Below are 8657 nucleotides of genomic sequence, written 5' to 3'. Positions count from 1 at the left end.
CGACCTGCCCGACACCTATTTCCGTTTGGGTTACGGCTGGCCGACACGCGAGGAAATGGAAGCGGGCCTTGTCGCCATCTCGGCGGCACTGCGCGGCTGACATAGCGGGCGTAAAATGGGGCGGGCGATCCAGTCCGGATCGGCCGCCCTTTTTGTTGCGCGTCTCAGTTCGCCAGCCGTTCCCACACCGTCTTCGCGATCGCGATGTCCTGAACCGCGACGCCCGTGAGGTCAGCGATGACGATGTCGTCGTCGGCGAAATCGATCGAATTTTCGAGCAGCGCGCCGAGCTCGACGAGCGAGTCCATCGCAGTCAGCTCCGCCCGGATCGGCCAGCCCGCTTCGCCATGATGCGCGCACTGCACAGACGAATCGACGATCAGCCGCGCCCTAGCGGTCAGCGCGGTTTCGAGTTCCTGCTTGCCCGGCGTGTCGGCGCCGACCGCGACGATCCGCGTTCCCGGCCGCACCATATCGGCGGTTAGCACCGGCGCGGTCGATGGCGTCGTCGTAACGATCAGATCCGCGCGGGCGCACAGCTCGGCCAGCTCGACCGCCGCCCCGCCCAGTTCGTCGGCCAATGCGGCTGCCTTGTCGGCGCTGCGGCCATAGACAAGGATGTCGTCGAGGCCGAGCAGACGCGCGATCATTTCGCCCTGCATCTTTGCCTGGATGCCCGTGCCCACGATACCGAGCGTCTTCGATCCCTGCCGGAGGATCGCGCGCGCAGCGAGCGCGCCCGCCATCGCGGTGCGCGTATCGGTGAGCACGCCCTGATCCTTGAGCATCGCGAGCTGTTCGCCGGTCTTCGCGCTGACGACGATCATGCAGCCGTTACTCGACGACAGCCCCCGTTCGGGATTCCGATAGAAGCTCGTCGCGAACTTGAAGACGAAGACGTCGTCACCGGTCATGTAGCCGCCCTTTACATGGCAGTCGCCGGGCGGGTTATCGAAGTTGAGATGCGCGACCTCGGCGAGTTGAACATTGCCGCGATGGAGGCGGCGAAATCCGTCCTCAACGGCTGCGAGCGCCGCATCCTCATCCAGCGCGTCCAGTATCTCAGGCAATTCGACGATCCGCATGGCATCCTTCCTGCTGTTACGCGACAAGTTCGTGTCAGCTTTCGCGCGATAGTCTATCCCCCGACGGAGGGATGAGGCCGTGACGATGCAATCCGCACTGACCGACATGATCGGCGCGATCGGCGAAGACGGCTTTATGGCTGCCACCGCCGAGAGCCTGCGCGTGGCGATCGGCTTCGACCTCGTGGCCGCCGTCCTTCACCGCGCCGACGCCCGCGCCGAACTACTCTTCGACGGCTTCGCGCCCGCGGGCTTCGGGCAAGGCCTCGCCAACTATGTCGATCATACACATGGCATGAGCCCGATGGTTCATCCTGTGCCGAAGCTGGGTGCGGTGCGCGCAAGCGATTTCGCGATCGATGGCGGAAGTCGCTCCGATACCTATCTGGTCTGGACCGCCGAGGAGGAAATGGGCTTCCGCACGCTCGCCTGGCCCGAACGCTGCGAGGAAATCGGGCTCTATGTCGCGGCGTGGGACGGTGTCGTCGAACTCAGCTTCTATCGCGAACGCGCACGCGCTCCGCTGTCTTCTGGCGAGTTGCGGGCGCTGGGCGAGCTGTCGGGGCCGGTAACTGCTGCCTTCGGGCGTCATGGTCGCTTTTCCCTACCCACCGCCACTCTCGGAGCTCTGTCGGCGCGCGAATGCGAAGTCTATGAGTTGATGGTCGCGGGCTGTTCGAGCGAAGCCATCGCATTGCGGCTCGGGATCAGCCGCCACACGGTCAAGGATCATCGCAAGCAGGTTTTCCGCAAGCTGCGGGTCGGCTCGCTCGCCGAGCTGTTCGCGTGGAACCGCCGCGCCAACTGACCCCTCCAAGGGGGGATGGCCCGGCGGCGCGGAAACGGGCACGCCCGTTCCATCACGCAATGGAATGATGGAGCGCAGCATGGACCCCTTTTTCGATCAGATTCGCGAGGCGCACGTCGCGATCCGGCCGCAGGTTTCGGTCACGCCGCTGGAGCCGAGCCCGGTCCTGTCGAAACTGCTCGGCTGCGACGTGTCGTTCAAGCTCGATTTCCATCAGCCCACCGGATCCTTCAAGATCCGCGGCGCGACGAACAAGGTCCGAACGCTGGACGACGAGGCACGGCGGCGCGGCGTGCTGACCGCATCGACGGGCAATCACGGCATGGCGGTCGCGCGCGCGGGCGCGCTCTCCGGGGTTCCGGTCACCGTCTATGTCGGCAATGACGCGCTGCAGATGAAGGTCGACGGCATCAAGGCGCTCGGCGCCGAGGTCGTGGTGATCGACGGCTCCGCGGGTGACGCCGAACTCGCGGCGCGGCGGGCCGGTGAGGAACAAGGCCGCACCTATATCTCCCCGTATAACGATCCCGCGGTGATGGCCGGCCAGGGCACGATCGGCATCGAAATCGCCGAACAGGATCCCGATCTCGACGCAGTGTTCATCGCGGTCGGCGCGGGCGGGTTGATGGGCGGCGCCGGGACCGCGCTCCACGCGCTGCGTCCCGATATAGACGTCGTCGGTGTATGGCCCGAAGCCTCGCTCTGCATGCTGCGCGCGCTGGAAGCGGGCGAGATCGTCCCGACGCAGGAATATCCGACGCTTTCCGACGGCACGCTTGGCGCGATCGAGCCCGGTTCGATCACCTTCCCCGCGTGCCAGAAGGCGATAGACACGCGGATCGTCGTCGACGAGGCCGAAATCGCCGCAGCAATGAAGCGGATTGCCGAAACCGAACGCTGGATGATCGAGGGGGCCGCTGGCGTGGCCTTTGCGGGGCTCGTCCAGCAGGCCGCAAAATATCGCGGGCGCAAGGTCGCGGTCGTGCTGTGCGGGCGCAACATCGCGCTCGACCTGTTCTTGCGGACTATTTCCTGAGCGGCTCAGCCGGGCGAGCGCGCGATGTACAGCGGCGTCTGGAAGACACGGTCGAACCGCTCGCCGCGTTCGCGCAGCGCCTGCGCTTCGACCGCGTCAAGCCGCGCCTCGCGCTGTTCCTGCGGCAACTGCCGCACGGCCGAGAATGTGGCAAAAAGAGCGCGCAGCGACGCGGGCGTCATCGCGATACGGCGCTCCAGCATGACATGCTCGATCCGGGTCAGCCCGGCCGCGGCAAGGTCAGCGGTACGCGCGGCGGCATCGAGCGAATAATGCTGGTCCGACAGCATCGACGGCGGACGCGCCAACCCGTCGAACAAGGCGTCGAACAAACGGTCTTCGCCCGGTTCGCAAAAGACGTTCCACCACATCGCAAAACCGCCGCCGGGTTTCAGCAGCCGCCGCACGTCACCGAGCGCCGGTCCGGCCTCGAGCCAGTGGAACGCGGTCGCGGCAACGATAAGGTCGAAGCTGCGATCGCCCTGAACAGCGGGTCCAAAGGGCATGTTCGCAACATCGAGCCGCGCCTCACCCCACGCGCGCAAATGCGCGGACAGTTCGGGGTCGGGCTCGACCGCCACGACACGCGCCGCGCCGGCATCGAGCAGTTCGCGCGTCGCCTGCCCCGTGCCCGGCCCGATTTCGAGCACGTGCACCGCCGGCGCCAGGCCGCCGCGTTCGGCGAGGATGGCGAACAATTCGCCCGGATAGTCGAGCCGTCCCGCCGCATAACCCGCCACGTCGGCGCCGAAAGCGATGGTGCCCACCGCACGATCCAAAGCTTTGCTCATCTTCATTCCCTTCCCCTTCATCTAGGGACGCAATTCTGTCCTGTCGCTGTCGCGACAGCGGGATGAAAGCGGCCGAAAATAGGGTCATCTCATGACGATCACCGACATCAGCCGCGACGAAGCGGACGCCCTCGCCTGGATCGATACGATAGGTCCGGCGCTGCTCGAACGCACGCTCGCCTGGTCGGCGATCAATTCGGGGAGCTTCAATCTCGCCGGGCTGGGCCATATGGCCGAACTGATCGGCGGCGAGATGGACCGGCTGGGCGGGACGATCGACCTTCGCGACCCCGCGCCCTTCGCCTATCCCGATGCCCGCGGCGATTTGCAGCCCGTGCAACACGGTCGCAACCTGCATTTCCGCCGTGACGCCGCGGGCGCCGCGAACCGCGTGCTGCTCGTCGGCCATATGGATACGGTGTTCGGCATCGATCATCCCTTCCAGACTCCCGGCTGGATCGACGACAAGACCGTGCGCGGTCCCGGCGTCGCCGACATGAAGGGCGGCATCATCGTGATGTTGACCGCGATCGAGGCGCTGTCGCAGACTTCACTCGCCGACCGCCTCGGCGTCGAGATTATCGTCAACGCCGACGAGGAAGTCTCGTCGGTCGGGTCCGAGTCCTTGCTCGCCGAAGTCGCGCAGCGCTGCACCGTCGGTTTGGCCTACGAACCATCAGCGACGCCCGAAGGCGTGCTTGCCGGCGCGCGCAAGGGCTGCGCCAATTTCGCCGCCGCGATCATGGGCCGCGCCGCGCATGCCGGGCGCAACCCGCAGGACGGCCGCAATGCGATCGTCGCCGCGGCGGAACTTGCGGGCCGTATCGCCGCGCTGACCGACGCGCGGCCCGACCTCACCGCCAACCCGGCGCGCATCGACGGCGGCGGCCCAGAGAATATCGTCCTCGACCGCGCGGTGCTGCGATTCAACGTCCGCCTCGCCGACCCCGCCGACCAGCCGTGGCTGCTCGACACGCTGAACAAGCTGGTCGCCGAAATCGCTGCGCGACACGATGTCGAAATCACGCTCCATGGCGGGGTCCAGCGCCCGCCCAAGCCGATGGACGCGCTTCAGCAACGCCTGTTCGATCTCGTCCGTGACTGCGGCGCCGCGCTTGACCTCGACATCGCTTGGCAAGCGACGGGCGGCGCGTGCGACGGCAATAATCTCGCCGCGCACGGGCTTGCGGTGGTCGATACACTCGGCGTGCGCGGCGGCGCGATCCATTCGGACCGCGAATTCATGATCGTCGATTCGCTCGTCGAGCGCACCAAGCTGTCGGCGCTGCTGCTGATGCGCCTCGCGCGGATGGAAGAGAGCTTCTCAGCGCCCGTCTGCAAGTGACTCGAAAAAGGCGAAAGTCCGGCCGAGCGCGAGCAGATTGGCCTCGCGCGTGATGTCGGGCGTGCTCCCCGTCAGGCCATGATCGACGTCGGGGATGAGCAGCAGTTCGGCCTTGGCACCCGCTCCCTGCAGCGCCGCCGCCATCGCTTTCGATTGCGACACGTCGACCGTTTCGTCCTTCGTCCCGTGGATCAGCAGCATCGGCGGCGCTTTCTTGCCGATGCGATAAAGTGGGCTCGCCGCGCGCGCGATGCCGCGACATGCCGCGGGATCGCAGCCGAGCAGGCCCGCGACATCGACGCTGGGCACATGCTCGAGATCGAAGACGCCGTACCAGAGCGCAGCACCCTGCACGCAATCGTCGACCGGCGGCGCCTTGGCGCCTTTCAGCGCGTTGATCTGGCTCCGCGAAAGCCGGCCGGTCGAGGGCTGCGGATCATATTCGGCGGCGCCGCAGGTCACCGCCGCGAGCGAGGCGAGATGGCCGCCCGCCGAACCGCCCCACAGATAAACGCGCGAGGTATCGATCCCGAGCGCGCCGCCCTGCATACGAAGGTGGCGGATCGCCGCCTTCACATCCTGGATCTGCGCTGGAAAGCGCGCTTCGCCGCTCAGCCGGTAGTCGAGCGAAGCGACGATGAAGCCCCTCGCTGCAAGCGAGGCGAGCACCGCCGGCCAGTTCGCATAGGCGCCCGACGTCCGTGCGTCGCCGCGGCTCCACCCGCCGCCATGGACCCACAGGATCGCGGGGCGCATCTTGCTGCGATCGCGCGGCGCATAGATGTCCATGCGCGCGGGGCGGAAGCCGTCGAGGTTAGAAATCTCGACCTGCGGATAGGCGACCACGTCGCCGGGAAAGGCCACCTCCGCCTGCGGAAAAACGTCCTCGCGCGCACTCTTTTCCGAGATTTCGGCCTCGACGGGCTGCTGTGCGACAGCGGGCGCAGCGAGCAGCAGCGCGGCGATGGACAGGATATTCCTCATGCGACTTTCTCCCCCACTTCGCCAAGCAGGTGTTGCAACAGCGCAGGGAGCATTCCGCCCCGCGCCAAAATCTCGCATTCGGCCTGAGTATCGGCCGCGAGGCGTGCGGCATAGTCCCGAACCTCGCCCCGATCCTCGATGCGCAGCGTGACGAGTGCACCGGGGTCCAGCGTCACGGTCTGGGGGAAGCAGATCAGCGCGTCCGACGAAAGCGTCCGCAATGCGAGCGCGTCCGCGCGCGCAACGGTCAGCGGCAAGACCGCCATGTTGATCAGGTTGCTGCGATGGATGCGCTCGAAGCTCGATGCGATCACTGCGCGTACACCCAGCAATTGGGGGCCCTTGGCCGCCCAGTCGCGCGACGATCCGGTACCGTAGCGGTCGCCCGCGACGATCACCAGCGGCACACCTTCGGCGGCGTAGCGTTCGGCCGCGTCCCACAGGGTCATATCTGCTCCGCTCGGCGCGTGAACCGTCCGGCCGGGGGCGACCCCCGGCCGCAGCAGATTGTCGACCGAGGGATTGGTGAACAGCCCGCGCACCATCGCCTCCCAATTGCCGCGGCGCGCGGCAAAGACATTGAGGTCGCCCGACGTCTCGCCGCGCTCGATCAGATAGCGTGCAGCGGGGGCGCTGGCCGGGATCGCGCCCGCCGGCGAAATATGATCGGTCGTGATATCGTCGCCGAGCACCAGAAGTGGACGCGCGACGGCGCCGTCCAGCGCTGGCCGCGCGTCGGGGCGAACGAAGGGTGGCGGACGCAGATAAGTCGAGCCCGCATCCCACGGGAAGAGCGCGCTGTCGGGCGCATCGAGCGCCGCCCACGCCGGATTTGCTTCGGCGGCGTCATAGCGAAGCTGCACGTCGCCCGGCGCGCGCGCAGCCGCGAGCAGGCGGTCGATCTCAGCCGCATCGGGCCAGATTGTGTCGAGCGTGACCGGTGCGCCGTCGCCGCGATGGCCGATCGGGTCGCGCAAGATGTCGCGCGCCGCGTCGCCGGCGATCGCAAAGGCGACGACCATCGGCGGTGACAGGAGGAAGCTTTCACGAACCTCCGGATGGACGCGCCCCGGGAAGTTGCGATTGCCCGAGAGCACGGCGACCGGCACGACGCCCCCGGCAATCGCCTCATACATCTTGGGCACGAGCGGCCCCGAATTGCCGATGCAGGTCGTGCAGCCGACCCCGACGATCCCGAAACCCAGCTCTTCGAGCGGTTCCATCAGCCCGGCGCGGCGCATCAGCGCCTCGGCGGCGGGCGACCCCGGCGCGAGCGAGGTCTTCACCCAACCGGGCACCGTCAGCCCGGCCGCGATCGCATTGCGCGCGAGCAGCCCCGCGGCGACGAGCATCCGCGGATCGCTGGTGTTGGTGCAGCTGGTAATCGCCGCGATCGCGATCGCGCCCGCGGGGACATCGCCCGCGGCAATACCCGCGGTAATATGGGCCGCCGTGTCACCTGCCGCGCGCAAATCCTGCGGACGCGATGGCCCGGCAGCGGCCCGCGCGACGTCCGCGAGATCGATCGTCAGTACCTCTGCATATTCGGGCTCGGCGTCGGGATCGAACCAGAGTCCCTGCCGGCGGCAATAATCCTCGACCAGCGCAAGGGCGTCCCCCGGGCGGCCGGTTTCGCGCAGATAGGCGATCGTTCGCGCATCGACCGGAAAGAAGCCGGTCGTCGCGCCATATTCGGGCGCCATATTGGCGACTGCAGCGCGCGTATCGGCCGACAGTGCGCCGACACCCGGGCCGAAATATTCGACGAACCGCCCCGCGACGCCGTGCGCGCGCAGCCTTTGCGTCACGAGCAACGCCAGGTCGGCACCGAATACGTCGGCCGGCATTTCGCCGACCAGCCGCACGCCGACGACATCGGGCACGCGCAGAACGACGGGTAACCCTAGCATCGCCGCTTCGGCCTCGAGCCCGCCGACACCCCAGCCGAGCACACCGATGCCATTCACCATCGGGGTGTGGCTGTCGGTGCCGATCAACGTGTCGGGGACCGCCCAGTCCGCACCGTCGCGCCGTTCGACGCGCACCACGCTTGCGAGCCGTTCGAGGTTCAGCGTGTGCATGATGCCGGTGCCGGGCGGATGAACGGTCAGCTTTTCGAACGCGCCGCTCGCCCATTTCATCAGCCGCAGCCGTTCGGCGTTGCGTTCGCGCTCGCGCGCCATATTGAGCCGCGCCGCGTCGGGCTCACCAAAATGATCGACCGCGAGCGAATGGTCGGTCGATACGTCGACGGGCACCACGGGATCGATCTGCGCCGGATCGCCGCCCAGCGCCGCGAGCACGTCGCGCGCCGCGGCGAGGTCGACGAGCGCGGGAACACAGGTCGTGTCGTGCATCATGATGCGGCCGGGGTGGAAGGGCAGCTCGACGTCGTCCTGCCCGCTGTCGATCCACGCCGCGAACGCCGCCGCGCCATCGCCGCCGCCGGCACGCAACAAGTTTTCCGCCACCAGCCGATGGATCACCGGCATCTTTGCCAGACGCGCACCCAACCGGGCGGGAAGATCGATGATGCGGAGCCGCTGCCCCGCGGTGTCGAGAATCATGCCAAGCCTCATTCCATTCGACGAACTCGCTCGGCCAAAAT

Annotated in this window: 7 protein-coding genes; 3 read left to right on the top strand and 4 right to left on the bottom strand. The window is 67.4% G+C overall.

Annotated elements, in window-relative coordinates; genetic code table 11:
• Positions 1 to 164: 164 nt before the first annotated feature.
• Entirely contained in the window at positions 165 to 1085 is a 921-nt protein-coding gene (locus ACREBX_RS01570) for a hypothetical protein (RefSeq protein WP_431559999.1), read from the bottom strand.
• Between the two features lie 85 nt (positions 1086 to 1170).
• Here ACREBX_RS01570 and ACREBX_RS01565 point away from each other — a divergent pair, with 85 nt between their 5' ends.
• The gene (locus ACREBX_RS01565) at positions 1171 to 1893 is read left to right on the top strand and encodes a helix-turn-helix transcriptional regulator (protein WP_431560001.1); all 723 of its coding nucleotides are present in this window, start codon (positions 1171 to 1173) and stop codon (positions 1891 to 1893) included.
• Between the two features lie 79 nt (positions 1894 to 1972).
• Positions 1973 to 2929: a threonine/serine dehydratase gene (locus ACREBX_RS01560; RefSeq protein ID WP_431559998.1), complete on the top strand. Its 957-nt coding sequence runs from the start codon at positions 1973 to 1975 to the stop codon at positions 2927 to 2929.
• Positions 2930 to 2934: 5 nt separating this feature from the next.
• Here the strand turns inward: ACREBX_RS01560 and ACREBX_RS01555 are convergent, their stop codons facing one another.
• Positions 2935 to 3720, bottom strand: coding sequence for a class I SAM-dependent methyltransferase (locus ACREBX_RS01555; protein ID WP_431559997.1), 786 nt, complete (start codon positions 3718 to 3720; stop codon positions 2935 to 2937).
• Between the two features lie 91 nt (positions 3721 to 3811).
• On the opposite strand from ACREBX_RS01555, the gene ACREBX_RS01550 reads away from it, so the two are divergent.
• The gene (locus tag ACREBX_RS01550) at positions 3812 to 5065 is read left to right on the top strand and encodes a hydrolase (RefSeq protein WP_431559996.1); all 1254 of its coding nucleotides are present in this window, start codon (positions 3812 to 3814) and stop codon (positions 5063 to 5065) included.
• Here the strand turns inward: ACREBX_RS01550 and ACREBX_RS01545 are convergent.
• Both ACREBX_RS01545 and acnA read right to left on the bottom strand, forming a co-directional pair.
• Positions 5045 to 6049 carry an alpha/beta fold hydrolase gene (locus ACREBX_RS01545; RefSeq protein ID WP_431559995.1) on the bottom strand — a complete coding sequence of 335 codons (1005 nt, stop codon included), beginning with the start codon at positions 6047 to 6049 and terminating at the stop codon, positions 5045 to 5047. The genes ACREBX_RS01550 and ACREBX_RS01545 overlap by 21 nt on opposite strands.
• Complete coding sequence (gene acnA / locus ACREBX_RS01540) at positions 6046 to 8616, bottom strand: aconitate hydratase AcnA (RefSeq protein WP_431559994.1); 2571 nt, start codon at positions 8614 to 8616, stop codon at positions 6046 to 6048. The genes ACREBX_RS01545 and acnA overlap by 4 nt, the downstream gene beginning before the upstream one ends.
• Between the last annotated feature and the right edge of the window lie 41 nt (positions 8617 to 8657).

Source organism: Sphingopyxis sp. (assembly GCF_050725655.1).
Taxonomy (GTDB): domain Bacteria; phylum Pseudomonadota; class Alphaproteobacteria; order Sphingomonadales; family Sphingomonadaceae; genus Sphingopyxis.
This window is presented reverse-complemented; position numbering and strand designations above follow the sequence as displayed.

Excerpts from the sequence above, each read along its gene's own strand:
- ACREBX_RS01570 (WP_431559999.1), bottom strand. The coding sequence starts at position 1,085 with ATGCGGATCGTCGAATTGCCTGAGATACTGGACGCGCTGGATGAGGAT.
- ACREBX_RS01565 (WP_431560001.1), top strand. The coding sequence starts at position 1,171 with ATGCAATCCGCACTGACCGACATGATCGGCGCGATCGGCGAAGACGGC.
- ACREBX_RS01560 (WP_431559998.1), top strand. The coding sequence starts at position 1,973 with ATGGACCCCTTTTTCGATCAGATTCGCGAGGCGCACGTCGCGATCCGG.
- ACREBX_RS01555 (WP_431559997.1), bottom strand. The coding sequence starts at position 3,720 with ATGAGCAAAGCTTTGGATCGTGCGGTGGGCACCATCGCTTTCGGCGCC.
- ACREBX_RS01550 (WP_431559996.1), top strand. The coding sequence starts at position 3,812 with ATGACGATCACCGACATCAGCCGCGACGAAGCGGACGCCCTCGCCTGG.
- ACREBX_RS01545 (WP_431559995.1), bottom strand. The coding sequence starts at position 6,049 with ATGAGGAATATCCTGTCCATCGCCGCGCTGCTGCTCGCTGCGCCCGCT.
- acnA (WP_431559994.1), bottom strand. The coding sequence starts at position 8,616 with ATGATTCTCGACACCGCGGGGCAGCGGCTCCGCATCATCGATCTTCCC.